Origin of the sequence: Afifella pfennigii DSM 17143, assembly GCF_000688515.1 — a bacterium.
Classification (GTDB): Bacteria; Pseudomonadota; Alphaproteobacteria; order Rhizobiales; family Afifellaceae; genus Afifella; species Afifella pfennigii.
On record NZ_JHZK01000014.1, the window covers coordinates 1 to 24,439 of the forward strand.

25 protein-coding genes are annotated in these 24,439 nt (G+C 66.9%); 13 read left to right on the forward strand and 12 right to left on the reverse strand.

Annotated features, from left to right (window positions below; all coding sequences use genetic code 11):
- Window positions 1-203: helix-turn-helix domain-containing protein (locus tag Q331_RS0111065; protein WP_026380364.1), on the reverse strand; the 203-nt coding region annotated here is incomplete at its 3' end.
- Window positions 204-372: 169 nt separating this feature from the next.
- Here Q331_RS0111065 and Q331_RS0111070 point away from each other — a divergent pair.
- From Q331_RS0111070 to Q331_RS0111080, 3 genes are all read left to right on the forward strand, one after another.
- Window positions 373-1,248 carry a carbon-nitrogen hydrolase family protein gene (locus Q331_RS0111070; protein ID WP_026380736.1) on the forward strand — a complete coding sequence of 292 codons (876 nt, stop codon included), beginning with the start codon at window positions 373-375 and terminating at the stop codon, window positions 1,246-1,248.
- 109 nt (window positions 1,249-1,357) lie between these two features.
- Entirely contained in the window at window positions 1,358-2,128 is a 771-nt protein-coding gene (locus Q331_RS21185; RefSeq protein WP_084174997.1) for a polysaccharide deacetylase family protein, read from the forward strand.
- Window positions 2,129-2,414: 286 nt separating this feature from the next.
- On the forward strand, window positions 2,415-4,181 hold the full coding sequence (locus Q331_RS0111080) for an ABC transporter substrate-binding protein (RefSeq protein ID WP_026380737.1): 1,767 nt from the start codon (window positions 2,415-2,417) through the stop codon (window positions 4,179-4,181).
- Here the strand turns inward: Q331_RS0111080 and Q331_RS21190 are convergent.
- On the reverse strand, window positions 4,136-5,182 hold the full coding sequence (locus Q331_RS21190; protein ID WP_051631056.1) for an asparaginase: 1,047 nt from the start codon (window positions 5,180-5,182) through the stop codon (window positions 4,136-4,138). The two genes, Q331_RS0111080 and Q331_RS21190, sit on opposite strands and share 46 nt — an antisense overlap.
- A 299-nt stretch (window positions 5,183-5,481) precedes the next feature.
- Here Q331_RS21190 and Q331_RS0111090 point away from each other — a divergent pair, with 299 nt between their 5' ends.
- From Q331_RS0111090 to Q331_RS0111100, 3 genes are read left to right on the forward strand one after another with little or no spacing between them, the layout of a single operon-like run.
- Entirely contained in the window at window positions 5,482-6,528 is a 1,047-nt protein-coding gene (locus Q331_RS0111090) for an ABC transporter substrate-binding protein (RefSeq protein WP_026380738.1), read from the forward strand.
- Window positions 6,529-6,536: 8 nt separating this feature from the next.
- A complete protein-coding gene (locus tag Q331_RS0111095) occupies window positions 6,537-7,793 on the forward strand; it encodes an ABC transporter permease (protein ID WP_026380739.1) in 1,257 nt (418 codons plus the stop codon).
- Window positions 7,790-8,608 carry an ABC transporter permease gene (locus Q331_RS0111100; protein ID WP_026380740.1) on the forward strand — a complete coding sequence of 273 codons (819 nt, stop codon included), beginning with the start codon at window positions 7,790-7,792 and terminating at the stop codon, window positions 8,606-8,608. The genes Q331_RS0111095 and Q331_RS0111100 overlap by 4 nt, the downstream gene beginning before the upstream one ends.
- Before the next feature lie 90 nt (window positions 8,609-8,698).
- On the opposite strand, the gene Q331_RS0111105 is transcribed toward Q331_RS0111100, so the two are convergent.
- The 4 genes from Q331_RS0111105 to Q331_RS0111120 form a co-directional block, all read right to left on the reverse strand.
- Window positions 8,699-10,183 (reverse strand): hypothetical protein, encoded by a 1,485-nt coding sequence (locus Q331_RS0111105; RefSeq protein WP_026380741.1) that lies wholly within the window; start codon window positions 10,181-10,183, stop codon window positions 8,699-8,701.
- Between the two features lie 106 nt (window positions 10,184-10,289).
- Window positions 10,290-10,460 carry a hypothetical protein gene (locus Q331_RS21195; RefSeq protein ID WP_156953327.1) on the reverse strand — a complete coding sequence of 57 codons (171 nt, stop codon included), beginning with the start codon at window positions 10,458-10,460 and terminating at the stop codon, window positions 10,290-10,292.
- A gap of 44 nt (window positions 10,461-10,504) precedes the next feature.
- On the reverse strand, window positions 10,505-10,930 hold the full coding sequence (locus Q331_RS0111115; protein WP_026380742.1) for a DUF2267 domain-containing protein: 426 nt from the start codon (window positions 10,928-10,930) through the stop codon (window positions 10,505-10,507).
- A 52-nt stretch (window positions 10,931-10,982) separates the two neighbouring features.
- Window positions 10,983-12,428: a nicotinate phosphoribosyltransferase gene (locus Q331_RS0111120; protein WP_084174999.1), complete on the reverse strand. Its 1,446-nt coding sequence runs from the start codon at window positions 12,426-12,428 to the stop codon at window positions 10,983-10,985.
- Window positions 12,429-12,503: 75 nt separating this feature from the next.
- On the opposite strand from Q331_RS0111120, the gene pncA reads away from it, so the two are divergent.
- Together pncA and Q331_RS0111130 are read left to right on the forward strand one after the other, a co-directional pair.
- Complete coding sequence (gene pncA, locus Q331_RS0111125) at window positions 12,504-13,142, forward strand: bifunctional nicotinamidase/pyrazinamidase (RefSeq protein WP_245615610.1); 639 nt, start codon at window positions 12,504-12,506, stop codon at window positions 13,140-13,142.
- 114 nt (window positions 13,143-13,256) lie between these two features.
- Window positions 13,257-13,712: a universal stress protein gene (locus Q331_RS0111130; RefSeq protein WP_026380745.1), complete on the forward strand. Its 456-nt coding sequence runs from the start codon at window positions 13,257-13,259 to the stop codon at window positions 13,710-13,712.
- Between the two features lie 39 nt (window positions 13,713-13,751).
- Here the strand turns inward: Q331_RS0111130 and Q331_RS0111135 are convergent, their stop codons facing one another.
- From Q331_RS0111135 to acsA, 5 genes are read right to left on the reverse strand one after another with little or no spacing between them, the layout of a single operon-like run.
- On the reverse strand, window positions 13,752-14,009 hold the full coding sequence (locus Q331_RS0111135) for an acyl carrier protein (protein ID WP_026380746.1): 258 nt from the start codon (window positions 14,007-14,009) through the stop codon (window positions 13,752-13,754).
- Window positions 14,006-15,226 (reverse strand): dihydrolipoamide acetyltransferase family protein, encoded by a 1,221-nt coding sequence (locus Q331_RS0111140; RefSeq protein WP_026380747.1) that lies wholly within the window; start codon window positions 15,224-15,226, stop codon window positions 14,006-14,008. Before Q331_RS0111140 ends, Q331_RS0111135 begins: the two co-directional genes overlap by 4 nt.
- Window positions 15,223-16,203, reverse strand: a complete 981-nt coding sequence (locus Q331_RS0111145) for an alpha-ketoacid dehydrogenase subunit beta (protein WP_026380748.1) — start codon at window positions 16,201-16,203, stop codon at window positions 15,223-15,225. Before Q331_RS0111145 ends, Q331_RS0111140 begins: the two co-directional genes overlap by 4 nt.
- 5 nt (window positions 16,204-16,208) lie before the next feature.
- Window positions 16,209-17,207, reverse strand: a complete 999-nt coding sequence (gene pdhA, locus Q331_RS0111150) for a pyruvate dehydrogenase (acetyl-transferring) E1 component subunit alpha (RefSeq protein ID WP_026380749.1) — start codon at window positions 17,205-17,207, stop codon at window positions 16,209-16,211.
- Window positions 17,204-19,045, reverse strand: a complete 1,842-nt coding sequence (gene acsA / locus Q331_RS21200; protein WP_245615612.1) for an acetate--CoA ligase — start codon at window positions 19,043-19,045, stop codon at window positions 17,204-17,206. Before acsA ends, pdhA begins: the two co-directional genes overlap by 4 nt.
- Before the next feature lie 431 nt (window positions 19,046-19,476).
- Here acsA and Q331_RS0111160 point away from each other — a divergent pair, with 431 nt between their 5' ends.
- The 5 genes from Q331_RS0111160 to Q331_RS23060 all read left to right on the forward strand — a co-directional run bounded on the left by Q331_RS0111160 (window position 19,477) and on the right by Q331_RS23060 (window position 23,709).
- Complete coding sequence (locus Q331_RS0111160; protein WP_026380750.1) at window positions 19,477-20,373, forward strand: tripartite tricarboxylate transporter substrate binding protein; 897 nt, start codon at window positions 19,477-19,479, stop codon at window positions 20,371-20,373.
- A gap of 96 nt (window positions 20,374-20,469) precedes the next feature.
- Window positions 20,470-20,988 (forward strand): tripartite tricarboxylate transporter TctB family protein, encoded by a 519-nt coding sequence (locus Q331_RS21205; protein ID WP_034491906.1) that lies wholly within the window; start codon window positions 20,470-20,472, stop codon window positions 20,986-20,988.
- A 39-nt stretch (window positions 20,989-21,027) separates the two neighbouring features.
- The gene (locus Q331_RS0111170) at window positions 21,028-22,548 is read left to right on the forward strand and encodes a tripartite tricarboxylate transporter permease (protein ID WP_026380751.1); all 1,521 of its coding nucleotides are present in this window, start codon (window positions 21,028-21,030) and stop codon (window positions 22,546-22,548) included.
- 34 nt (window positions 22,549-22,582) lie between these two features.
- The gene (locus tag Q331_RS0111175; RefSeq protein WP_026380752.1) at window positions 22,583-23,113 is read left to right on the forward strand and encodes a thiamine pyrophosphate-binding protein; all 531 of its coding nucleotides are present in this window, start codon (window positions 22,583-22,585) and stop codon (window positions 23,111-23,113) included.
- Window positions 23,110-23,709, forward strand: coding sequence for a thiamine pyrophosphate-dependent enzyme (locus tag Q331_RS23060; protein ID WP_051631057.1), 600 nt, complete (start codon window positions 23,110-23,112; stop codon window positions 23,707-23,709). Before Q331_RS0111175 ends, Q331_RS23060 begins: the two co-directional genes overlap by 4 nt.
- Before the next feature lie 58 nt (window positions 23,710-23,767).
- On the opposite strand, the gene Q331_RS0111185 is transcribed toward Q331_RS23060, so the two are convergent.
- Window positions 23,768-24,430, reverse strand: coding sequence for a phosphoribosyltransferase (locus Q331_RS0111185; protein ID WP_026380753.1), 663 nt, complete (start codon window positions 24,428-24,430; stop codon window positions 23,768-23,770).
- Window positions 24,431-24,439 lie beyond the last annotated feature (9 nt).

The window sequence follows — 24,439 nt, forward strand, 5'->3', positions numbered from 1 at the left end:
GCCTCGTGCGCATCGAGCTTGGAGCGTGACGGCTGGCCCTGCTTGCGAGCCTCCGTCTCGCCGGTCTCGCGATAGCGGCGATACCAGGCCCCGGCCGTCGAGATCCCGATGCAAAAGCGCCGCGCCGCCTCGCGCGTCGAAACTCCATCCTCAATCGCCGCGATCACACGGCCGCGAAGGTCGCCGCTCAGGCTCCTCGACATCTTCACCTCCTGGCAAATCACCAGCAGCATCGAATCAGACAAGCCAGACCGCGTGAAGCCTCAAACCGACTCTAAGTTCATCGAAGATGCTCTAGCCTCTTAAGGCCAACGCGCCGGCTCGCCCAATAAAGGCAAGCTCGCCCGCGAGCCGACAACAGGAGAGGATGCCATGTCACGCGACGTCACGGTTGCGACCTGCCAGTATCTGGTGCGCCCGATCAACGACGTGGAGGAGTTCCGTCAGCGCGTGCGCGCCCTCCTCGAGGAGGCCGCCGGCGCCGACCTCGTCCTCTTTCCGGAACTGTTCACCATCGAGCTCTTCACCCTCCTCAGCGACTGGCGGGAACGGCCCATCTCCGAGCTCATCGAGATCGACCGCTTCACCAACGACTATCTGAGCTTGTTCAAGGAGGAGGCGCGGCAAAGGGGCCAGCACATCGTCGGCGGCTCGCATCTGATGTCCGTCGGCAACCGCTTTGAGAATATCGGCTTCATCTTCTGCCCCGACGGCACCGTTCATCAGCATGCCAAGACGCATATCTTCCCGGCCGAGGCGGATTGGTCGACGGCCGAGGGCGATGCGATGCAGGCTTTCCAACTGCCTTTCGCCAAGGTCGGCTTCAACATCTGTTACGAGGCGGAGATCCCGGAGGCGGCGGCCTCGCTCACCGAGCAGGGCGCGGAGATCATCCTCTCACCCTCGGCGACCTTCACCGAACAGGGCTTCTGGCGGGTTCGCCACTGCGCCCAGGCCCGCGCCATCGAGAACCAGGTCTATGTCGCGCATTGCTGCCTCGGCGGCCAGCCGGGCGGTCCGCTGCCGAACGGCTGGGCACGCAGCTCCGTGCTCAGCCCCTGCGACCTCATCTGGGACAACCCCGCCGGCATCGTCGCGGAAGCGGCGACCAACGAGGAGGGCGTTGCCATCGGCACCGTCGATCTCGACAAGCTCTACGACAACCGCGAGAGCGGCGCGGCGACGACCTACAAGGACCGGCGCCGGCGGGCCGACCTCTATCGCAAGTGGCCCTCCCACATCAGCTGACCGGCCGCGCCGCCACAGGCACCACGCAGGACAAGCAAGCATTCGCAGGGCCCGACGCGCGTCGCGGCCGCGCCCAGCCGTGCCCCCTCAACCTCAAAAGGAGAGCTTCATGGGAACGCTCAAACTTCCCGCCGGCAAGAAGATCGCCGTCAATCTCGGCGTCGATTTCGACGCTCAGTCGCTGTGGCTCGGCGGCTTCAACCGTCCCAGCCCCTCCTACATGTCGCGCGGCGAGTTCGGCGCCGCAGTCGGCATGCCGAGGATCCTCGACCTTTTCAAGGCGCACGGGATCACCTCGACCTTCTTCACCCCCGCCCACACCGTCGACACCTTCCCCGAAATCTGCAGGCGGTTCATGGAGGAAGGCCACGAGCTCGGCCATCACGGCTATTACCACGAGAACCCGACGCTGATCGGGCGCGAGACGGAAAAGCGCCTCCTCGATCTCGCCTTCAAGACCTACAAGGACCAGCTCGGCGCGCGCCCGGTCGGCTATCGCTCGCCCTATTGGGATTACAGCGACAACACGCTCGATCTCGTGGAGGAGAGCGGCTTTCTCTACGACAGCAGCCTGATGGCGCGCGATCTCGTCCCCTACCGGCCGCAGCGCTGGCAGGTGCGCTGGGAGAAGGGCAACGTCGCCGGGCCGGCCAGCAAGGTGCTGGAGATTCCCGTCAGCTGGTATCTCGATGACTTCCCGGCGCTCGCCTATACCGGCGCGCAAGAAGGCATGTCGGACACAGACGCGGTGCTGCGCCGGTGGAAGGACATCTTCGATTACGGCTACCGGCACGTGCCAAACGGCATCTACGCCATGGCGCTGCCGGATGCGCGCGGCGTGGAGGCGATGCCTTCCGACTATAACTGGCCCGGCAAATAGGCCGCGCCACAAAGTTCCGGCGGACGGCCCTCGTCGCCCGCCGCAATCCTCGCCTTGGGGCGGGGCGGCGCCGGGCGCCGCCCCGCTTTTGGCGCACCGTCGCCTTTCAGGCCATATCCGCGGCGCTGCCCGACCTCGCCCCAGGGCCCGGCCACTCGGCCATGGCAGAGGAGCCTTTTGCGCATTAGATCAAGAAGGATGGATCGCGGGCCCGTCGACCGAGGCCCGTCCGAATGGGGCGAGCGCTACGACGGGGCGCCTTGCGGTGGTTGGAGATCGGCAAGAAGTGTCGGTTGCATCCTCGTTCGACAGGGCGAAGGCCGAATGGCCGGCACGGGCCTATGTGAGCGCCGGCGGCGAGCTGGCACAGTTCGACAGCCGTTCAGGCCTTGCGCGCGTCGAAGCCGACGGCGAGATCGCGACCTACGCCAGGGCGCTGCTCTTCTCGGAGCGCCGGCAGGCCAGCTTCATCTGGATCGGCCGCGACAAGGGCTGGATGTCGGTGCGCCTTTCCCGCGAAGCGGATCCTTCACCAACGCCCCGGACGGGCGTGGAGATCGAGGATATCGCGCCGCCCTTCGCGCTGACCTTGCGCGAGCTCGACGTTCTGACGCTGCTTGCGGCCGGGCTCGGCAACGAGGCCATCGCCACCCGTCTGGCGGTGAGCCCCAGAACGATCACCAAGCATGTGGAGAACATCTTCGCCAAGACGGAGATCGCCACACGCGCCGGCGCCGCGGCGATGGCGATCGACCGGGGCTATCTGCGGCTGCCGACGCCCGGAGGCGGCATCGGCGCGCCTCTGCCGACGGGAGAGATCGAGGCCATCGCCCAGCGCCTCGACACGCCCGGAACCGAGCCCAAGCCGCGCATCCTTTCCCGCCGGCCCGTCCTCGTCGGCATGCCGCTGGCGCTCAGCGGGCGCGGCGCGCTGGACGCCGCGCAGATGCTCAACGGCGCCAGGATGGCGGTTACGGAGATCAATGCCCGCGGCGGCATCCTCGGCCGCGAATTGCGCCTTGTCGTCAGCGACTGCGACGTCGGCGACAGAGCATCGGTGATCGACAGCTATAGCGAGCTCATCGAGAAGGATGTCGACGCCATCACCGGCGGCTATTCCTGCGCCGAACCGGCGATCCACGATCTCGTCGCGGAGTTCGGCGCACCCTATCTGCACGCGGCCACGATGCAGAGCGCCGTCGAACCAGTGCGCCAGGAGCCGGGCCGCCTCGGCAACATCTTCCAGGTCTGCGCCAGCGACGTGACCTATGGCGCCGGTCTCGTGCGCTTCCTCGGCGAGCTCACGCAACCGGGAAGCTGGAAGCCGCGCAACAAGCGCCTGGCGATCATCCAGCCGCACTGGCCGGGCCTCAATGTCGGGCTGGAGAGGATCGATGCCGGCCTCGCGCGACGGGGATGGCAGATGGAGATCATCTCGGACCTCGCCATCTCCGACATCGACTGGCGCGCAGTCATCGCCCGGCTGCATCGGCTCGATCCGAGCCTGGTGGTGCTGGCTTCCTATTTCGCCGAGGACGGCATCGCCTTCCAACGCGCCTTTCGGCGCCAGCCGCTGCCGGCGCTCGTCTACATGCTCTACAGCCCCTCCGTGCCGGCTTTCCGCCAAGAGCTCGGCGCGGCGGCGGAGGGCGTCGTGTGGGCAACGACGACCGGGCTCTATTCGGACCGGCTGGGCCGCGATTTCGCCCGCCGCTACCAGGCGCTCCATGGCCATGCCGCCGGCCGCTCGCATGCCAGCATCGCCTATGACCGCATTCACATCCTGGCGGGGGCCTGGTCGCGCGCCGGCGGCGCGCGGCAGTTCGACAAGGTGATCGCCGATCTACGCACCAGCGTGCATCGCGGCGCTAACGGCTCCTATTTCTTCGGCACGCCGGGCCAGGTCGGGCTCGCCTTTCCCGACGATACCGCCGACCCTTCCATCAGCCAGGCGCAGCTCGTCTTCCAAATCCAGAACGGCGAGCAGCGGATTCTCTCGCCGCAGCCCTACGCCGACAGCGTCTTCATCCCACCGAGTTGGATGCGCCTTTGATCGGCGAGGGCTGAGGCGGAGGCGAAGCTGGCCGCGATCTCGTCCTTTCCGACGCCACTTGCCAGAAGGATTTGCAACAGAAGCCTGGCCTTGGCGGCCGAAAGACATCCGGCGGGGATGAGTCCTTTGGCGATGAGGTCCCGTTCGGAGCCTTCGAAGCCGTAGGTACGGCGAAAGACGGGACCGTCCGCCACGCGCGTCGCCAGGATCACCGGCATTCTCGCTGCAAGCTCACCCATGCGGGGCGACCAATCCTGCGGTACGTGGCCGGCGCCCATCGCCTCCACAACGGCCCCCTTGAAGCCCGCACCCGGCAAGATAGGAATAAGACGCCCGTCATCGCCCAGACCTGCGGCAAGTATGGCCACCGGCGGTGCCATCACGTCCCCCGGAAGCTGCAGAAACGGCGCGCGCTGCAGCGCGGCGAAAAAGACCGCATCGCCTTCGCAGACGATCCCCACCGGGCCACAGAAGCTGGAGCGAAAGGCGGAGGTAAGCGCGGTATGTCGCTTGGTGACGAAACGCGCTGCATGGATCTCGTCATTGAGTACGACGAGGGCACCGCGCCCGCGTGCCTGGTCCGAACCGGCGACGATGGCGGAAGCGAGAAGATTGGCCGGCCCGTCCGCGCCTGCCGCCTGCGGACCGCGCATTGCCCCAGTGACGACGACCGGCTCATCGCCGCCGACGATATGGTCGAGCACGAAGGCGGTTTCCTCGATCGTGTCCGTGCCCTGCACGACGACAAAGCCGTCGATGCCGTCTTTTCGCCCCTCCGCGATGAGGCGCGCCACCTGCGCAAGGTCGGTGAGGGTGAGCGAAGCACCCGGCTTTTGGAACGGCGAGGCCGGCACAACGTCAGCCACATCCGCCAATTGGGGCACGGCAGCAAGCAGGCTTTCGGCCGTCAGCGTCGGCACGATGCCGCCAGTTTCGGAGCGGGTCATGGTGATCGTGCCGCCAAGGACGATCAGCGAAAGGCGGGGGAGCTTCTCAGACATGGGGGCTCAGCTGTAGCGCCTTTCGGCGCCGTCGTCCCGGCACCAATCGGACTTATGCTCTGGGAGACTGGCGACGACCGTGAACTCAGGCGCTCATGCCCCGGCGAAGCGGCTTATACGCCGCCCGATCGGAAAGCCATCATCCGGCTCAGCGCGGCGGCTTGGCGCATCGCCGGGCGAGGCTGCGGCGCTGCTTCGCCATCAAAGCCATTGCACGCAAGCTCGCTCTCGGCGACGATCGGCCCGGCGCGGAGGAAAAACGCGCTCCCTTACAAGGGGATATGGAAAAGGGAGGAATTATGACCCAACGGACCACGCTGCTTGCGGCTCTCGGTGCGCTGCTACTTGCCGGCACGAGCCTTGCCGCCGCCCAGCAGGTGACAGTGACCTCATGGGGCGGCGCCTATCAGGACGCCCAGCGAGAGGTGTATTTTGAGCCTTTCGAGGCGGCGAGCGATATCGACCTCGTGGAGGAGAGCTGGGACGGCGGCATCGGCGTGTTGCGCGCGCAGGTGGAAGGCGGCAACGCCACCTGGGACGTCGTCCAGGTGGAATCGGAGGAGCTGCAGCTCGGCTGCGACGAGGGCCTCTACGAGGAGCTCGACTGGGACAGGATCGGCGGCAAAGACAGCTACATCGAGGCGGCGGTGCATCCCTGCGGGGTCGGCGCCATCGTCTACAATTTCGTCCTCGGCTACGACAAGGACGAGATCGCCGAGGCGCCGAACGGCTGGGCGGACTTCTTCGATCTGGAAGCCTATCCGGGCAAACGCGCCCTCAGGAACGGGCCGAAGACCAATCTGGAGATCGCCTTGATGGCCGACGGCGTGGCACCGCAGGAAGTCTATGCCATGCTGGAGACGGAGGAAGGCATCGAGCGCGCCTTCGCCAAGCTCGACGCCATCAAATCCGACCTCATCTTCTGGGAGGCCGGGGCGCAGCCGCCGCAGCTTCTGGCTTCCGGCGAGGTGGCGATGACCTCCGTCTATAACGGGCGCATCGACGCGGCGAACAAGAACGACGGACGCAATTTCGGCATCGTCTGGAACGAGAGCCTGTTCACGCTGGATTCCTGGGTGATCCTCGCGGGCTCGGAGAATCTCGATGCCGCGTACGACTTTCTCGATTTCGTCGGAAAGGCGGAAAACCAGGCCAAGCTTCCGGTCGCCATCGCCTATGGCGTCAGTAGCAAAAAGGCCAACTCGATGATCCCCGCCGAGCGGGTCGCCGAACTACCGACCGCGGACGAGAACATGAAGAACGCGCTGCAGATCTCCGATACTTTCTGGATTGAGAATATCGACAAGCTGACCGAGCGCTGGGGACGCTGGGCCGCAACCAACTAGCTCTCTCCATGCCAGCGACTTTGATGTCGGGACCGCGCCAGGCGCGGTCCCTGAAGCGAAGCCTTGCGCGCGCCGAGCGCCGCAGGAAGCTGCGCGCCTTTCTGCTCGTCGTGCCGCTCCTGGTCTTCGTCGCGGTGTTCTTCGCCGCGCCGATCGCCGGCATGCTGCAACGCAGCTTCGTCGACACCGAACTCATGGAGACCTGGCCGCAGACCGCCGCGGCCATGCGCGCCTACGACTGGGCGGGCGGCGATGGCGTGCCGGACGAAACCGTCTTTGCCGCGCTCGGCTCCGAGCTCGCCAGCTCCTTTGAGGAACGCACCGTCGCCGCGGTGGCGCGGCGGCTCAACTACGACCTTTCCGGCGGGCGCAGCCTCGTCATGTCGACGGCGCGCCAACTCGCCCGGCTGGAGGCGACGCCCGCTTCCTGGCGCGAGGCGATGCTGGCCATCGACGCCGAATGGGGCGAGGCGGAGACCTGGGCGGCGATGCGGCGCGCCGCCGGGCCCGTCACCGATTTCTTCCTCCTGCAGACGCTCGACCGGCAACGGAACCTGGCCGGCGACATCGTGGCGATCCCGGCTGAGCGGGCAATCTACCTTACCATCTACACGCGCACCTTCGCCATCGCGCTCTCGGTGACGCTCTTATGCCTGGCCATCGGCTTTCCCATCGCCTACCTCTTGGCCAGCCTGCCGGAGGACCGCGCCAACCTCCTGATGATCCTGGTGCTTCTGCCTTTCTGGACGCCGCTCCTGGTGCGCACCGCCGCATGGGTGGTGGTGTTGCAGGAGAACGGCCTCGTCAACCAGCTCCTGCAGCTTCTCTACCTCACCGACGGGCCCATACGCCTCGTCTACAACCGCACTGGCGTCGTCATCGCCATGACGCATGTGCTGCTGCCCTTCATGATCCTGCCGCTCTACGCGGTGATGCGCACGGTGCCGCCGGACTATATGCGCGCCGCGCGCTCGCTCGGCGCGCCGCCCTTCACCGCCTTCCGGCGGGTCTATATCCCACAGGTGATGCCCGGCATCGGAGCCGGCTCCATCCTCGTCTTCATCATCGCGCTCGGCTATTACATCACCCCGGCGCTCGTCGGCGGCGCCGCCGACCAGATGGTCTCCTACTATATCGCCTTCTACACCACCGACACGGTGAACTGGGGGCTGGCCGCCGCGCTTGGCGCGGGGCTCCTGGCGGCGACCCTCATTCTCTACAGCATCTATACCCGCCTCGTCGGCGGGATTAGGAGCGTGATGTGAGGGGCGCCATCACGGCCACGGAAAGAGCGTGGCGCATCGTGCTTTACGTCGTCTCCATTGGCGGCTTCTTCTTCCTGGTGGCGCCGATCTTCGCCATCGTTCCCCTCTCCTTCAACGACGGCCAGTTCCTCACCTATCCGCTGCGCGGCGTGTCGCTGCGCTGGTATGAGGATTTTTTCTTTTCCGGCACCTGGATGTCCTCCATCCGCAACAGCCTCGTCATCGGCGTGGCGGCGGCGACGATCGCCACCGTCCTCGGCACCCTCGCCGCCACCGGGCTATGGCTCGCCGACTTTCCCGGCAAGCGGCTCATCGGCGCCTTCCTCCTGGCGCCGATGATCGTGCCGATCGTCATCTATTCGGTGGGGCTTTATTTCTACTTCGCCCCCTGGGACCTGACGGCGAGCTTCACCGGGCTCATCCTCGCCCATGCCGTCCTCGGCACGCCCTTCGTCGTCATCACCGTCAGCGCGACGCTGACCGGCTTCGACCGCACGCTCATCCGCGCCGGGCTCAGTCTCGGCGCCTCGCCGCTGCGCGTGGCGCGCAGCGTCATCTTTCCGCTGATCGCGCCGGGCGTCATCTTCGGTGGTCTCTTCGCCTTCTCCATCTCCATGGAGGAAGTGATCACCGTGCTGCTCATCGGCGGGCCGAACCAGCGCACGCTGCCGCGCGAGATGTTCTCCGGCATCCGCGAGAATATCTCGCCGACGATCGCGGCGGCCGCCACCATCATGATCGTGCTCGCCATCGCCCTTCTGGTGACGGCCGAGCTCCTGCGCCGGCGCTCCGCCCGCCTGCAGGCGCGCAAGTGAGGATGGCCCCTTCCCGCGAAGCGCTGGCAGGACCGCAGCCCGGTTTCGGCGTTTAACGCGACGATCCCCCCGGCAATGGCCCCGTCGCCCTCAACCTGCCAGGAGCGCCGCCTGCAGGTCGAGGACGCGGCGCTCGCCGATCGCCTCGATGCGCTCAAACAGAGCCCGGCGGGCCGCGACGATCTCATCGACGCGCGCGGCAAGCTCGCGCTCCAGCGCCTCGAAATGGCGGATCGCCCTCACCTGACTGACGAGCAGCCCGGCATCCTCTTCGGCGTTCTCCTTCCAGGCCCTCAGCGTCTGCGTCAGCGAAAGGGCGCCGGCGATGTCGGAATAGTCGGCGAGCGCGGAGAGGGGATCGCTCGGCACGACGTCGAGCCAGTCGATGGTGCTGCGCAGCATGGTCTTGACGACGTTCGCGGAAAAGCCCGTGCGCAGCCTCTCCAGCTGTTCCTGCACCTTGGCAAGGCGCTCCTGCGCCTCGATAAAGGCGAGGCGGTAGGTCTCGGTGGCGCGGACGAGCGTCTCGTAGCGCTCAACGCCCGCCTCCGTCGGCAGGCGCCGCCAGCGCCAGACGACACCGTCGGCCTCAAGATCGGCCAGATGCGCCTTGAGCTGCGGGATTTGCCGGGCGGCGAGCTCGTAGTTCTGGGCCAGAACGCTCTCCTCCAGCGCGGCGGCGAAGCGGTTCGCCCGCTCCAGCGCCTGGCGCTGGAAGAAACCGAGATCGCCGCTGGCCGCCACATAGGCGCCGCCCGTGACCGTCGCCGGCCCTTCGCCGCTGAAGCCGAGTGCATAAAGGGTCTGGTCAACCTCGCCGCCGCCGCTGGAAAGACCGGCGACGCCGGTCAGATGCACGCGCAACAGATGCGCCTGGCCCTGCCCCGGCCGCTCGCGGCTTTCCACCACCTCCAGGCAGGCCTCAAGGTCGGCTTGAGGCTGGCGCTCGGTGCGGCTCTGGAAGGGTTCGGAGGCGCCGTCGCGATAGGCCCGCAAGGCATGGCGCACCTTCACGTCGAAACAGCCCTCGCCGGAGAGCGGCGAGACGAGCGCGTCAATCTTGAGCGTGGTGAAGCCGGTGGTGCCATCCTCGAAACGCGCCTTTTCGGAATCGTAGGCGCTGCCGCTCAAGGCAAGGCGCTCGCCCTCACGCTCATAAGAAAGCGTGCCGCGCCGCGGCAGGCTGTCGAGAGCCAGCATCGCCGGCAGCTCGCGCATGCCTTCGTCCGCTTCGCGAACGGCCGCGACCGGCACGCCGCCCTGAAAGGCGACATAGGGCCAGTAAGCGAAGGAGAAGAAGCGGGTGAAGGTATAGACCGCCCTGGCGCCGGTCTCAAAGCCGAGCGCGGCGACCTCTTCCGGCACGGGCACGGCGCTGTCTGAAAAGCCCTTGGGAAGTAGGAGGGTCTCCCGGCTCTCGCCGGGCGCGTGGTAGAGCGTGCCGCCGAGAACGAAGCGGCCGGCGAGCGGATCGGCGGCGGCAGGCGCGGCGGGCACGGCGAAGGCCGCCGCAAGGCAAAGGGCGACAGCGAGACGGCGGAGCCGCCGGCATTGCTGAGAGATCGGATGGGGCATGGGGCTTTGCGGTTAAGTCTTTGGGCAGACGCGACTTTCAAAGCCGAACCCTGGGACCGCAAGGCGAGCAATCGCCGCATGAGCGACAACGCCGCCCATGCCAAACTCAGAAGCCGACGAAGCTCGGCAACCAACTCGCCGTCATCGGGAAGAAAAAGACGATCGCCAGGACCACCAGCATGCAGCCGACGAAAGGCATGACGCCAAGGCACATCTGCCGGTAGGTCATTTCCGGCGGGGCAAGCACCTGACCCGCATCCCAAAAGGCGGCGGGCACGGCCTCGCACGCCGGTCCTGCCGCCCTCATCCATGCGCCGCGCGTTACGGCCAGAGCTGGCGCAGCGGCTCCGGCATTTGCTGGACAACCTTGGCCATGGCGCCTTCGTCCATCTCTTTGGACAGGGCCGCGAACACCCCCCTGGTCACCGTCAGGGGGTCCATGGCAAATTTCGGCGGCAGCTCTTTGGCCACCTTGTCGGCGAATTCCTGCACGCTGCGCTCGCCCGTCGGCTTGCCGGACATGTGCCAGCCCTCGTAATAGATGCCGCGCACCACGATGGGCAGCTGGGCGCCGAAATGGACCGCGCTCTCCGGCACCAGCCGATCGCGCAAGGCGTGCAGCACCGCCCGCAACGCATTGTAGGCGTGCGGACGGTTCTCCAGATGCAGCTCCTTCTGAATGGCCTTCAGCCAGATATCCGTCTCCTGGATACTGTGCTCCAGGGCGGAGACACCGGTCTCGCTCATCGCATCCTCCCGGGCCGGTCATCGAGGTGTCCAAGATAACGCCCAGGCGGGCCTATTCGGCAAGCAGCCCCTGCCGAATATCCGCCTGCGCCCGGCGCAATTCTTCGCTTGCGGTCACACGATAGGGGTCCTCGGCCTTGTCGACGCCGCGCAGCGAGGCCGGCAGGCGCGCCAGCTCCTTTGCCGCCCTGGCCCGCGCGTTCTGGAGATCGTCGTGGCCGGCGCCGACGCGCCGGCCCTTGCGCATCACCGGCTGAAGCAGCGGCCGACCGGGATGGCTTTCGCGCGCCAGCGCGATGACGTCCTCCACCGCCCTTCCGTCCTCCTCGCGGCGGAAAATCTGCTTGCGGCCAGGCAGGATCGGCTTGCCGGTAGAGAGCTTGATGCGCCCCTTGCCGGCATATTCGGCGAGCTTGTAGACGATATCGAGATCCGGCCGGTCGCTGGAGACGCCGAGCCGCGTGCCGACGCCGAAACCGTCGATGGGCGCGCCGGCGGCCAGAAGCTCGGCGACGGCGTATTCGTCGAGGCCGCCGGAGGCGAAGATCTGCACCTTGTGCAGCCCCGCCTCGTCCAGCATCGTGCGCGCGCGCCTGGCAAGCTCGGCAAGGTCGCCGGAATCGAGGCGCACGGCGCTCACCTTGAAGTCAGGCCCCATCTCGCCGGCGAGCTCGATGACGCGGGCCACGCCGCGCAGCGTGTCGTAGGTATCGACCAGGAGCACGGTCTCAGGATAAAGCCGCATGAAGCCGCGAAAGGCGCCGAGCTCGTCGGCATGGGCCTGGATGTAGCTGTGCGCCATGGTGCCGGAGGCGGCAAGGCCGTAATGCCGGGCGCCGAGGACATTGGAGGTGGCGGCAACGCCCGCCACGGCGCAGGCCCGCACCGCCTTCAGCGCCGCGTCGATGCCGTGCATGCGCCGGGCGCCGAAATCGACGACCGGGCGTCCCCGGGCCGCCTCCACGATGCGCGAGGCCTTGGAGGCGACGACCGTCTGATGGTGCAGCTGGTTCATCACCAGCGTCTCAATCAGCTGCGCCTCGGCGATGGGCGCGACGACCTCCAGGATCGGCTCGTTGGCGAAGACCGGCGTGCCCTCCGGCACCGCATCGACGTCGCCGGTGAAACGGAAGCCCTTCAGATAGCTCAAAAACTCCTCCGAGAAGCCGTCGATCTCGCGCAGGAAATCAAGGTCTTCCGCGGTGAAGCGCAGGCATTCCAAATAGTCGAGGACGGAAGCAAGGCCGCAGGCAAGCAGGTAATTGCGTTCCGCCGGCAGGCTGCGCACGAAGAGCGTGAAGACAGCCGTGTCTGCCATGCCCTCCGCAAAATAGGCCTGCATCATGCGCAGCTCGTAAAGGTCGGTGAAGAGCGCCAGGGCTCCCGTCGCCGGCAGGATATCGCGGCCGCAGCCTTCCCCGGCGCGGGAGGCCTGCTTCTCCTCCTTTGATCGCGTGGCGGAGATCGCCTCCCCGCGCGGGCCTTCAGCTTCGGTCATGGACACGGGCTTTCGTCTCAAGTCTTGTTCCAGAGGCTACCCGACAGGGCAACGACCAGCACGGAGGGATTGGAAGTGAGCACATTTCAGATCGGCCGGCAGGACGCCTTCCTCGTTGTCGACGTGCAAAACGACTTCTGCCCCGGCGGGGCGCTCGCGGTGCCGGACGGCGATGCCGTCGTGCCGGTCATCAACGCCCTTATGCCCCGCTTCGACCATATCGTGCTGACGCAGGACTGGCATCCTTCCGCGCATCATTCCTTCGCCACCTCGCATGCCGAAGGCGAGCCCTTCGGCACCGTTCAGGCGCCCTATGGCGAACAGGTGCTTTGGCCCGATCACTGTGTCCAGGGCACGAAGGGCGCCGCCTTCCATCCCGATCTCGATACTGTCCCGGCCGAACTCATCCTTCGCAAGGGCTTTCGTCGCGGCATCGATTCCTATTCCGCCTTCTACGAGAACGACAGGACGACGCCGACGGGGCTCGCCGGCTACCTGCGGGAGCGTGGGTTCACGCGCCTGTTCCTCGCCGGCCTCGCCACCGATTTCTGCGTCGGCTGGTCGGCGCTCGATGGTCGGCGCGAGGGTTTTCAGGTCGTCGTGCTTGAGGATGCCTGCCGGGCCATCGACCTTGAGGGCTCCCTCCAGAAGGCGCGGGCGGCGATGCGGGCGGCCGGTGTGGCGCTTGCTGCGACGGGGGATCTCGCCGCCTGAGGCGGCGCGCTCCGCCTCAAGCGCTAAAGTGGCGAGATTGCTTGACATTCAAGGCTTCGACACCGGAGGCTTCGGCGGCGCGGAATCAGGCGCACTAGCGAGGAGGCGCCAACCATGGCAAACGCGACGATCCTGCATCCCACCGACGGCTCCAAGGAGGCGCTGAAGGCGCTCGGCTATGCCGCCGACCTCGCCAAGGCGCGCGATGCGCGGCTCTTGCTGGTGCATGTGCAGCGCGTGCATGGCAGCGAGCGCGTGCCGCCGGATCTGGTTGAGTTCCAGCGCATCGAGCATGTGCGCATGACGGAAGCGGATGTGTTGCGCAGCACCGCCGACTACATCATCGCCGAGGCCGCCAAGGCAGCGCGCGACAAGGGCGCCGAGGATGTCGAGACGCTGGTGGTGGAGGGCGATCCGGCCCGCCGCATCGTGGAGACCGCCAAGGAGAAAGGCGCCGATACCATCGTCATGGGCAGTCGCGGCCTGGGCGATCTGCAGGGGCTTCTTCTCGGCAGCGTGTCGCACAAGGTGACGCATCTCGCCCCCTGCACCTGCATCATCGTGCGCTGAGGCGGAACGTTTCGCAGACGGCTGGGCGCCCCGCCGGGATCAGGTCGATGCCGCCGCCCAGTTGGCGCGCAGATAGGCCACAGCGCCGGCCGGGGTCTGCAGCCTGGGATAGTCGCTTTCGGGGATTTCCACGCCGGTCGCCTTGGCAAGACCGATGACGAAGTTGAGGAAATCCATCGAATCGATCTCGAACTGATCGTGGAAGGTCTCCCGCGCCTCCAGCTCCTCGCCCTCCAGATCGGGGGCGACGTCGAAGAGCGTCTTTCTCACCAGGTCCATAAGCTCGGTGTCGGTCATAAGGCCTCCGGCTTTTGCAAGAGCGCGTCCAGGCGGGCGAGGAACTGGCTCGCCCGACGCCCGTCGCTGACGCGGTGGTCGCCGGCAACGGTGACGGTGAGAAGGCGCCTCGCCTCCACCTTCCCGCCGACGACGAAGGGACGCAGCGTCGCCGCCCCGCAGCCGACGATCGCCACCTGCGGCGGATAGATGAGCGGCATGATGGCCTCCGAGGTGCCCTCGCCGAGATTGGAGAAGGTGGCGCTGGCATCGCTCAGCTCGGAGCTGCGCAGGCGCCCGGCGCGGGCGCGCGGGATAAGGTCGGCAAGCCTCGTCATCAACTCCTCAAGGCCGATGCTGTCGGCATCGTGCAGGGCCGGCGCCACCAGCCCGCCGCCGCGCAGCGCCGTGGCGATACCAAGATGCACGCGCTCGGCGGGGACGAAGCCCGCCTCGCCGTAATGGCCGTTGAGCTCCGGGCGTTCCTTCAGCGCCAGGGCCACCGCCTTGATCAGCGGCGCGGCGTAGAGCAGGCGCTCGGCCGTAGACCGTTTCGCATTCTCCGCCTCCAGCCAGGCAAAAAGGGCCGTCAGATCGATCGTCTGCGACACCCAATAATGCGGGATGTCGCGGTGCGAGCGGCTCATGGCGGCGGCGATCGCCTTGCGCATCTCGCCAAGATCGATGCCGGGGCGCCGCGCTCTTGTCTCTCCGGCAGGCGCGGGCTTTATCGCAGCGACAGCGGCGATCTCGGCAAGGCCTATGACACCCTCCGCGCCAGGGGAGACTGTGGCGAGATCGATGCCCTTCTCGGCCGCCTGCCGGCGCGCTGCCGGCGTGATCCTCGGCCGCGTCGCTGCCGCCTCGCCTGGTGCCGCCGCGGGCACAGCCCGCTCCGCTTCCAGCTGCGGCATGGGCGGCCGCGGCGAGAGCGGCGCGGGCGGAGCCGCTTCTTCGACAGCGCTTGGAGGCGTCTCGGCTGCGGGGGACGGCACCGTCTCGCCCGGCTCCAGGATGGTGGCGAGCACCGTGCCCACCGGCACCCTTTCGCCGGGCCCCACCTTGATGTCGCCGAGACGGCCGTCCTGAAAAACCTCGATCTCGATTGCGCCTTTCTGCGTCTCCACCAGCGCGATGATGTCGCCGCGCCTCACCGCATCGCCCGGCTTGATGAACCACTCCACCAGCGTGCCGGCGTCCATATCGGCGCCGAGCGAGGGCATGGCGAAGTCGATCATCGCCTGAGCGTCCTGCGGACGGCGGCGGCGATCGTCTCCGGCTGCGGGATCGCCGCCTGCTCCAGATGGCTCGGATAGGGGATCGGCACCTCCACCGAACAGACCCGCTCCACCGGCGCGTCGAGATCGAAGAAGGCCTGCTCCTGAATGCGGGCGGATATCTCCGCAGCAATGCCGACGGAGCGCCAGCCCTCATCGACGACGACGGCGCGATGCGTCTTCCTCACCGAGGCAAGGATGGTCGCATCGTCGATCGGGCGCAGGCTTCTGAGGTCGATCACCTCGCAGTCGATAGCCTCCCCCGCCAGCGCCTCGGCGGCAGCGAGCGCCTTCATGACATTGGCGCTGTAGGTGACGATGGTGGCGTCGGTGCCCTCTCGGCGGATGGCGGCGCGGTCAAGATCGACGGCAAGCTCGCCATCGGCCGGCACCTCGCCCTCCACGTTGTAGAGGGTGGCATGCTCCATGATGACGACCGGGTCGGGATCGGCGAGTGCGGCCGGCAGCATGCCGCGCGCATCGGCGACGAGGGCGGGCGCCACGACGCGGATGCCGGGGATATGCGCAAACCAGCACTCGAAGCTGTGCGAATGCTGCGCGGCCAGCTGGCGGCCGGCGCCCGTGGCCATGCGGATAACCAGCGGCACGGAGAACTGGCCGCCCGACATATGCCGGATGGTGGCGGCGTTGTTGACGATTTGATCGAGGGCCAGGAGGCTGAAATTGATCGTCATGATCTCCACGATGGGGCGCATGCCGTTCATCGCCGCGCCGATGCCGGCGCCGACGAAGCCGGATTCGGCAAGCGGCGTGTTGCGGATGCGCTCCGGTCCGAACTCCTCTAAAAGACCGAGCGAGCAGGCATAGGCGCCGCCATAGGCGCCGACATCCTCGCCCATGAGGAAGACGCGCTCGTCGCGCGACAACGCCTCGCGCAGCGCCTCGCGGACCGCCTCGCGATAGGTGATGCGCCGCATCTCGCTCACGCCGCGGCCTCGTCCCCGGTCGAGACGTATCGGGTGAGATCTTCCACCGGCTCCCAGGCACCACCCTCGGCGAAGGCGACGGCCGCCTCTACCTCCCTTGCAATCTCCTTCTCCAAGGCTTCGACCCCGCTCTCATGGATGAGGCCAGAGCCGAGCGCCCAGTCATGGAATTTCAGGATCGGGCCGCGCTCCTTCCACGCCTCCACCTCCGCCTTGTCGCGGTAGAGGTCGGGGTCGAACATGGAATGGGCGCGGAAGCGATAGGTGCGCGCCTCCAAGAAGCGCGGCCCCTCGCCCTGGCGCACGGCATGGGCGGCACGCCGGGCGGCGGCCTCCACGGCGACGACGTCCATACCGTCGACCACTTCCGCCGGAACGCCGTAGACGCCGGCATGGGCGGCGATGTCGAGATTGGATTCCGATTCCGCCAACGCCGTGCCCATGGCGTAGAAATTGTTCTCGCAGACGAAGAGCACCGGCAGGCGCCACAGCGCGGCAAGGTTCATCGCCTCGTGGAACTCGCCTTCTGCCGCCGCCCCCTCGCCGAAGAAACAGGCGGTGACGCAGCTTCGCCCGAGCATCCGATCAGCCAGAGCCAGGCCGACGGCGAGCGGCAGGCCGCCGCCGACGATGGCGTTGCCGCCGTAGAAGCGGCGGGGGGCGGAGAAGATGTGCATGGAGCCACCGCGGCCACGGCTGGAGCCGTTCACCTTTCCGAACATCTCCGCCATCACCTCGCCCATCGGCAGGCCGCGGGCGAGGGCATGGCCGTGCTCGCGGTAGGTGGCGACGACGGCATCCTCTTCTGTCAGCGCCTGCATGACACCGACGGCGTTCGCCTCCTCGCCGATATAAAGGTGCAGGAAGCCGCGGATCTTGCCCGCCGAATAGAGCTCGGCCGCCTTCTCCTCGAAGCGGCGGATACGCAGCATCTCTCTCAGCAGACGAAGCGCATGCTCGTGGCTCAGGTGGACGCGCTCCTGCGCCGTGCTCATTGCCGGCGCTCCAGGGTGGAGGTGTCGCCTTCCGGCAGACCCAGCTCGCGCGCCTTCAAGAGCCGGCGCATGATCTTGCCGGAGCGGGTCTTCGGCAGATGGTCGCGAAACTCAATGTCGCGCGGCGCCACGGCCGGCCCCAACCGCCTGCGCGCATGGGCGAGCAGCTCCTTCTTCAGCGCCTCGTTCGGCTCCACCCCATGGTGCAGCTCCACAAACGCCTTGACGATCTCCAGCGCCACCGGGTCGGGAATGCCGATGACGCCGGCTTCGGCGACGGAAGGATGCTCCAAAAGCACGCTCTCCACCTCGAAGGGCCCGATGAGATGGCCGGCCGACTTGATGACATCGTCGGCGCGGCCGACGAACCAGAAATAGCCGTCGGCGTCGCGCTTGACGAGATCGCCGGAAAGATACCAGCCGCCGGCAAAGCACTTCGCGTAGCGCTCCTCCTCGTTGAGATAGCCGCGAAACATCGAGGGCCAGCCGGGGCGCAGCGCCAGTTCGCCCTCCTCATCAGGTGCCTCGACGAGGGTGACCTCGTCCCCCTCGCCGCGATGCACGACGCCCGCCTCGATGCCGGGCACGGGCTTGCCCATGGAGCCCGGGCGGATCGGCATCGACAGGTAGTTGGAGACCATGATGCCGCCGGTCTCCGTTTGCCACCAATTGTCGTGGATCGGCCGGCCGAGAACGTTCTCGCCCCAAATGACGGCCTGCGGATTGAGCGGCTCGCCGACGCTGGCAATGAGGCGCAGGCGGCTCAGATCAAACTTCCCCGGCAGGTCGGGGCCGGCCTTCATCAGCATGCGGATGGCCGTCGGGGCGGTGTACCAAACGGTCACCTTCTCGCGCTCCAGGTTCTCGTACCAGCGCTCGGCGTCGAACTCCTCCTCGTCGGAGATGAGCGTGCAGCCGATGAGAAGAGGCGCGATGATGCCGTAGGAGGTGCCGGTGACCCAGCCGGGATCGGCGGTGCACCAGTAGATGTCGTCGGGGCGCAGATCGAGGGCGAATTCGGCCGTTGCCCGATGCGCGGCGGCGGCGCCGTGGACATGCATCGCCCCCTTCGGCCGCCCGGTCGTGCCGCTGGTGAAATGCAGCGTCGACAGGTCCTCCGCCTTCGTCTGGGCCACCTCAAAGCCGTCCGGCGCCTCCGCCAGAAGGGTGTCGAAATCGACGCCGCCCTCGCCCCCGCCGACAAGGATGACGGTCTTCAGGAAGGGAAGCTCGGAAAGGACCGGCGCCACCTTGCGCTTGAAGAAGCGCGCCGTGGTGACCAGCACCCTGGGCTCGGCGATCAGCATGCGCGCCTTGATCGGCTCCGGCCCGAAGGCGGAGAAGAGCGGGCTCAGGACCGCGCCGCGCTTCCAGGTGCCGAGGGCGCTGACATAAAGCGCCGGCACGCGGCCGAGAAGCGTGAAGACACGCTCTCCCGGCTGAACGCCGAGGCCGGCCAGCGCGGCGGCGAAGCGGGCGCTGGCCCTCGCCAGCTCGGCATAGGTTATGTCGCGCGTCTGCTTGCCCTTGGCGATCCAGCGAATGGCGGTGTGGCCACCCCTGCCGTCGGCGACATGCCGGTCGGACGCCTCGTAGCCGATATTGAGGCCCTTACCGCCCGGCAGGCCGGCCAGCGCCTTTTCCGCCTCGGCCCAGGTGAAACGGGCTCGCGCCTGCTCATAGTCGCCGAGATTGGACCTCGCCGCACCCTTCCTGACCGGCGCTCGTGGGCTTTGCTCGGTCATCTGCGCCTCCTCCAGGTTCGCAGCTTGGCTGGTGGCGAAGACCTCCGCCTTGACCGGCGTCAAGATGGTCGCCGGCGCAAAAAAGCGTCTCACCACGCCAGGATCACCTCACCCATCTATCCACGGCCTGCTTGGCGTTGAGACAATAAAGGCCGATGGCGCCCAGGGCTTGGGCAGATGCGACAGCGCGCGACCGACAAGGCCGAACAGTTGTAGCGCACGAATCCCCTGATGACGCCAACGCTCTTGCCCAAAGACCCTCAACTCACTTGACAATACACTTTTTGTGATCACAAGATGATATCACTAAATGCGATCTCAACAATCGCGGACACTCTCCGCGACAGCATCAAAAACAGAGTTGAGACGAAGCATGGGAGGAACAGCCGATGAATGCTCAGCGAAGCATAAGGCATACGCTTGCCGCTCTTGCGATTGCAGGCACGACGTCTGGGATTTTCGCTATCCCCTCTCCAGCCGCGGCGCAGGCGAGCGATTTCCCAAGCCGAACCGTCGAGATCATCGTGGGGCGCAGTCCCGGCGGCGGGCTCGACCTGCATGCGCGCGGGCTCGCCCCCTATCTGGAAAAGCACCTGCCCGGGGACAGCTCCGTCGTCGTCGTCAACCGGCCGGGCGCCGGCGGCGGGATCGCGCTGATGTCGGTCTGGGACGCCGATCCGAACGGCTACAACCTCGTCAAGACCATCACCTCTTCCGACCTCATCAATCAGATCACCACACAATCGCTCACCTACAAGCTGTCGGAGTTCGACTTCATCGGCAGCCTCTACTACGCCGATACCGGGCTGATGGTCCGCTCCGACCTCGGATGGGAGACGATCGACGACATCCGCGCAGCCGCCGCGGAAAAACCCATCGTCTTCGGCACGACGGGGCATGGCAGCACGGCGCATATCGAAGGCATCTTCGTCTATGAGCGCCATCTCGGCATCCCTGTGCGCTTCGTGCACTATGCCGGCACTTCGGAGGTGATGCTCGCCATGGCCCGCGGCGAGGTGCAGGCCACCGCCTTCGGCGCCAGCACCGCGGCCCGCTTCGCCGAAGAAGACGAGAACCTGAAGATGCTGTTCGTCTGGTCGAAGGAACCGATCGAGTACTTCGAGGACCTGCCGACGGCGCTGGATGTCGGCATCACGGAGGAGGAATTCGACACCGCGCCGCCCGTGCTCGGCCAGTGGCGCGCCCTGATGACGACGCCAGGCACGCCGGAGCCGGTCCTCGCCATCCTGCGGGAGGCTTTCCTAGAGGCGACGAGCGACCCGGAATACGAAGCGTGGCGCGTCAACGCCAAGATCCCGAAGAACGTGATCCCCGGCGAGGAATTCGGCGAGAAGGTCGCCGAGATCGAGGCCGGCTACCTCGCCATCGCCGACGAGCTCAAGGAGTTGGTCGGCCGCTAGGGCGAGCCACCGCCAGCCTCAAGCGGCAAGCCGGGAAATGGCAGCTCAGGTGCCATTTCCCGCCCCGCCCCTGCCACAAGCGGAGATGATGGAACGATGCGTATAGGCTCTTCCACGCTCGCGGAGATCGCCATTCTCGCCCTCATCGGCATCTCGCTCGTGGTCCTTTTTGCCGATGTCGGCTCCTATTCTCCCGATACCCGCCTGGTGCCGACGATCTTCCTCTACATCACTGCCGGCCTGTTGCTGACGCGGATCGGCCTTCTGGCCAGGCACTGGCGCGATCCGGCCCATCCTGGCCGGCTCGGCCGGCACGACACCACCCCCGGGGCGGCGCCGGAATCGTTGGAGGGCGATTTCGACGCCAAGGAGGTTCCGCGACGCGCGCTCTACGTCGTCTCCTCCCTCGTCGTTTATGCCATCCTTATCTATCTGATCGGCCTTTATCTCGCGGTTCCGGTCTTCGTCGTGGGCTTTTCCAGGGCATTCGGCGGGCTTGCCTGGCGCAACGCCCTCCTGCTCGGCCTCAGCGTCGCCGCCCTTTCCTATCTTTTCTTCGTCGAACTGCTCGGTTTGCCGGCACCTGCCGGCGTCCTGCTTCACGCGCTGGTCTGAGTTGATGGCGGCGGCAACCGCGAACGGGAAGGACGAAGGATGCTGGAAAGCCTGCTGACGGCGATTGCCGTCGTCTTCTCCTGGCCGAACCTTGCCTTCCTCTTCCTCGGGACACTTTTCGGCTTCATCGTCGGCGTGTTGCCGGGCCTTGGCGGCGCTGTCGCCCTTGCGCTTCTCATCCCGATCAGCTTCGGCTTCGAGGTCTATCCGGCAATCATCCTGCTCATCTCGGCCATGGGCGGCGTGGAGTTCGGCGGGGCGATCTCGGCGATCCTGTTCAACGCGCCGGGCGGGCCGACGAACCTTGCCACGAGCATCGACGGCTATCCGGCCGCCAAGGCCGGGCGGGCGGGCGAGGCGATCGGCGCGGCGGCGGTCGCCTGCGTCTTCGGCGCCCTCTTCGGCGTCGGCGTCGTCATCCTGCTCATGCCCGTCCTGCGCAATCTGGTGCTCGCCTTCGGGCCACCGGAACTCTTCTGGCTCGCCATCTTCGGTTTGACGCTGATCGCCGTCGTCAGCGGTCGCTCCATGACCGCCGGTCTCCTCGCCGCCTCCTTCGGCGTGCTTCTCAGCTTCATCGGCCTCAACCCGATCACAGGCGGGTATCGCTTCACCTTCGGCAGCACCTATCTCTGGGACGGGCTGCCGCTGGTGGCCGTAGTCCTCGGCCTCTTCGCCGTCGCCGAGCTCATGAACGTGACCATCCACCGGCGCACCATAGCCGAGGGTGCCGCCGCGACGGAGATGAAGGGCGGCGTTCTGCGCGGCATGGCCTTCTGCCTGCGTCGGTGGTTCCTGTGCTTGCGATCCTCCGTCATCGGCGTCCTCATCGGGGCCATACCGGGCGTCGGCGGCAGCGTCTCCGTCTTCGTCGCCTATGCCCACGCGAAAAACACATCCAAGCACCCGGAAACATTCGGCACCGGCAATCTGGAGGGCGTCGTCGCGCCGGAATCCAACAACGACGCCAAGGATGGCGGCAGCCTCATCCCGCTCTTCGGCCTCGGCATTCCCGGCAGCGTCTCAACCGCCGTCCTGCTCGGTGGGCTGACGATACACGGTCTCAACGTCGGGCCGGGATTTCTGCGCGACCATCTCGACATCGCCTATCTCATCGTCATCGCGCTGGCCTGCTCCAACGTGATTACGGCCGCGATCGGACTGTCGATCGCAAGAGGCCTGGCGCGGCTCACCCGGGTGCCGATCGGGGCGCTGGCGCCGGTCCTGATCACCTTGTGCATGATCGGCGCCTATTCCCTGCGCTTCAACATCTACGACGTGCTCTTGACCGTCGGTTTCGGCTTCGTCGGCCTGTTGATGATCAAGGCGGACTTTCCGCGCCTGCCGCTGATTCTCGCCCTCATCCTCGCTCCCATGGCGGAACGCAACCTGCATATCGCCATGCAGATCTCCGAATGGGACGCCTCCATCCTGTTCCTGCGGCCGATCTCGGCGTTGCTCGTCTTCCTGACGCTGTGGTCGGTCCTGTTCGCCCCGACAATGAAATACGTCCGACGGCGCAGCATGCGCGCCAACCAGATCGGCAAGACGGCGGCATGACAAAGCTTTCGCCCTTTCTCGGAGGACCCCCCGTATGGACCCACACGCCGAAAACCAAAGCGCCGAGCCCGCCGATGACATTCTCGCCGCCCTGCGGCGCTGCGGTGTAAGCCTTGCCGCCAGCCTCCCGGACGACTGGGTGACGCCGCTCCTTCGACGCCTCGACCGCGAGCCCGGCATCCGGCACGTGCCGGTCGCGCGCGAAGCGGAGGCCGTGGCTGTGGCCAGCGGCGCCTTCTTCACCGGCGCGCGCCCCCTCGCCATCATGGGCGCGACGGGCCTGTTCACCTGTCTCGGCGAGCTCGCGACACTCAACTTGCGGCACCAGATCCCGCTCCTCATCCTGGCGAGCGAACGCGGCAGCCGCGACGATCACCGGATCTACCAGGAAGTCCAGGGGCGCCGGTTGAAGGAGGTCCTGGCAAGCCTCGACTTCCCGCATTTCCGCATCGCCACGGCGGCCGATGTCGCCGAGCTGCCGGACGCCTATACGTGGTGCCGCATCCAGAAGCGTCCGGTCGTCGGCTTCCTGACGCGCAAGCTCCTGAAGGGGGCCACGACATGAAGCTTCGGGACTGCTTCGCGGAGCTCTATCCGCACAGCCACGAGGTTGTCGTCGTCTGCGCGCTCGGCATGGCCGCCAATGAATGGTGGGAGGTCACGCAATGCGAGAACACCTTCTACATGCACGGCGCGATGGGCTTTGCCTCCTCCTTCGCGCTCGGCATCGCTCTGACCATGCCGGACCGGGAAGTGTGGATCTTCGACGGAGACGGCTCGCTGTGCATGAATCTCGGCACGCTGCTGACAGCCTCCGCGCAAGCGCCCGGCAACCTGAAGCATTTCCTCGTCGACAACCGCTGCTACCAGACGGTGGGTGCCGTGCCGATGGTCGACCGGGAGAAAAGCGACTACGGCCGCATCGCCGAGGGGGCCGGCATTCGCCGCGTCTTCGAGGTGGAGACGATCAGCGCGCTGGCGGCGGCGCTGCCGGAGATCCGGCAGGACGGGCATACCTTCGTCGCTCTGCGGGTGGAGGAGGAGAGCGGGCCGATCCTTGCCCCTCCCCAACCCTATGAGGGCCCGGAGATGAAGTACCGTTTCGCCCGTGCCATGGAGCGGCGCTTCGGAGTGACCGTCTTCAACGCCGAGGGCTATTGATCGCAAGGCGGCTGCCCTCACGGGGCGGCGAGCCTAGCCAGGGCCGCCATTGCTTGCTTCACTCGGCCTCTTCGGCCGCCTCCAGCGGGAAGCGCGCCAGCGTCTCCTTCACCTCCTCGTCGGAGACCTGATCGAAATCGAGGTAATAAGCGCCGATGGCGTAGAAGGGCTCATGCCGTTCCAGGCAGACGATGGTATCCGCCTCGTCCCGCAGCTCCGTGAGGCTGGAGGATGGGGCGACCGGCACGGCAAGCACGAGCTCCCGCGGCTCCTGACGGCGCACCGCCCGCAGAGCGGCTCGCGTCGTCGCCCCGGTGGCGATGCCGTCGTCCACGACGATCGCCACCCTGCCCTTCAATCCCGGATGCGGGCGCTCGCCGAGATAGGCGGCGCGGCGGCGGCGGATCTCCTCCAGCTCGCGATCGCGCACGGCGTCGAAGACCTCTTCGGTGACGCCCGCCAGGCGGATGATGTCCTCGTTGCGCACCACGAGCGGCTCCGGCCCATCGACCAGAGCGCCCATGGCAAGCTCCGGCTGGAAAGGCACGCCGATCTTGCGCACCAGGACCAGGTCGAGAGGGGCGCGGAGCGCCTGCGCAATGCCGGCCGCCACGACGACGCCGCCGCGCGGCAGGGCGAGCACCACCGGCCGCCGCTCGGCATAGTCGGCAAGCGCCTCGGCGAGGCGCTCTCCCGCCTCCTCGCGGTCGTGAAAGCTCATGCCTTTCTC